General features: G+C 52.3%; 3 protein-coding genes. All 3 read left to right on the top strand.

What is annotated here, in order from left to right:
- The coding region (locus tag NWE95_07485; protein ID MCW4003736.1) for a hypothetical protein at positions 1-1,127 on the top strand (1,127 nt) is incomplete at its 5' end.
- Positions 1,124-1,399 carry a hypothetical protein gene (locus tag NWE95_07480; protein MCW4003735.1) on the top strand — a complete coding sequence of 92 codons (276 nt, stop codon included), beginning with the start codon at positions 1,124-1,126 and terminating at the stop codon, positions 1,397-1,399. The genes NWE95_07485 and NWE95_07480, both read left to right, overlap by 4 nt.
- A 13-nt stretch (positions 1,400-1,412) precedes the next feature.
- Positions 1,413-2,141: a hypothetical protein gene (locus NWE95_07475; GenBank protein MCW4003734.1), complete on the top strand. Its 729-nt coding sequence runs from the start codon at positions 1,413-1,415 to the stop codon at positions 2,139-2,141.
- Positions 2,142-2,252: the final 111 nt, after the last annotated feature.

Below are 2,252 nucleotides of genomic sequence, written 5' to 3'. Positions count from 1 at the left end.
AAAGCGCAGAAACCAGCACATACTACTACAGCGTGGACGCCTGCAGAGCCATCCCTGCCCTTCTGCGTGCCCATGAACTCACGAATGATTCCAGCTATTTGGATTCTGCTAAGCTGGCGGCTGGAACTTTCCTTAAAACCATGCAGGACCAGCAAGCCTACGGCAGCTTCGCCAGAGCTGTGACAATTGGGGATGCGTGGCTTCTGCAATTGGACGTCGAATGCCTCTACGGGTTGGCAGGTCTCAAGCTGTTGGCGGAGAAGCATGACACAGCCAACGCAGCACTCTACCAAAACATCATGGATAAGGCGGTTGACTTTCTCAGGGAAGGTTTAGAGAATCTGTGGCTTAATTTTGACCCTGCCGATGGCAAATGGCACCGTGTCGGTTTGAGCGAGAATGAGGTTTACGATGACCCCTTCGCCTACGCTTTGGTGGGTTTGTACGCGGTGGAAGGTTGGAGCTTAACTTGTCAGCGAGTCTACAGCTTCCTAAACAGCATTCGTGCTAGCGCCACTTATCCTGCGTATGATCCTGCGGTGTGTTGGGCTGGCTACATAGATGTCGTCAACCGAACTGTGGCATGCGACTACTACGACGCTGTCACCAGCGGCATCCTCTGGCGAATACGAAGAAACCATGACCAACCCAGCCTCAAGTTTAGCGTGGAAGTCATCGGTAAACATGCGGCGGAGTTCATGTTTTGGGGCGCCAAACACCACGATTACAGTCCAGTCGAGAACAAGTGGGCTATGGCGACGGTTTGCTGGCTAGCCCAGCTTTTCCTAAACTACGAGGAGCCCGCAACCCAGTTTACCAAGATTTTGAGAAGCAAAGGCGAAGCTGTGACGCTGTATCCTGTCCGCGAAGCCGTCGCAACAGTGGCGTATGGTGAACCGCTGGATTTGCTAGCGGTTGTTTCTCCGCTTAAGGCTGAGCAGGTCATGATTGAGGCAGGCTACTACCTGACTGACTATTTGGCGTTCTACACGTTTCTTCCCGTCCGAGTGCACGACAAAATCAGGCGACAAGGAGAAGACTACGAAGTCCAAACCGTCACGCCTTTCACGTTTGCAAACCAGCGGTTCTACTTCAAAAGCGTCGCAAGGAGGCTAATCGCAACTTGAGCGAGTTTGAGAATCCAGTTGTCACTATTCTGCGCCTAATCGAATCCCGCTTAAGAGTTGTCAAAGACGACGGCGGCTTAGCCCATGTCCTCTGTACTCAAGCCAACTATGACAGGGAACTGCTCAAAGACTATGACGCCCAAATCACAGTATCCAAAACCTCTGAACCATGCCAAACGCAGAAACACACTTTAGACGGCAAACTAAGGCGGCGCATCTACTCCCTGAGGGCAACCATAACCACAGTGGACAAGCCGTCGGGCTATCGCTGACGTGGGCAGAGTTATGCGGGACAAAGTGCTTGAGCAGTTGCTGTTGATTGTTCCCGAAAACCGCAACTTGCCCTACAGAACTTTCTACAATTTTTACCCGTTAGACGCTGCGTCGGCAACTCACAAAGCCTACGATGCAGCAGCCACCAGCGAACCTGAACCGTCAAGCCCTCTCTGGACGGAACTGCCCAATCCTGAGTATGTGAATCTTTGGGGAAGTGACGACCAAAGACACTCAAAAAGCGCAACTGGCAGCGGTGAGTTTGCGTTTATGCTTTTCCGTTTCAAAATAGGCGCCAAAGCTGGAGAATGCCGAAATGAACCGAGAAAGCAGTGTCTAAAGCGTCTTGCCTTGGCGTTCGAAGGCTTTGGGGCGTCGCCTGCTGGCTATGGCGTGACCCTGAAAGTGTGGAATCACGCGGCGGGTTCTTGGGGAGACACTCAAGTTGGCACTGCAGGAACCGACCAAACCGTAACCATCACTCTAACTCAAAATCTCATGAACTACGTCAACGACGACGGCTACCTCTACCTCATGGCGCGGACAACAAACCCGTCGGACGGGGTGTCTTCTGCAGTTTTGTACTGCGATTTTGTGCAGGCAACTGTTGACGTGCGTGGCGTGGCGTTTTGCGATGTTCACAGTTACCGAGACGTCGACATAACCGACGTGAAGCCCTTCCTGTACAGGGAAGAAATCACAATTGTGGCGTGGCTCTTCGAGTCAATCGCCACCTCATAGTCAAAGGTGAAAAACATGGTTGACACCTATCATTCAGACCAAGAAAAGTTCTACTACGTGACCGAAGTCGCCTTCGGCACTGTCCCAGCAAGTCCAGCGATGCTGGGTCAC

This window comes from Candidatus Bathyarchaeota archaeon (assembly GCA_026014725.1).
In the GTDB taxonomy this organism is placed as follows: Archaea; Thermoproteota; Bathyarchaeia; order Bathyarchaeales; family Bathycorpusculaceae; genus Bathycorpusculum.
This window is presented reverse-complemented; position numbering and strand designations above follow the sequence as displayed.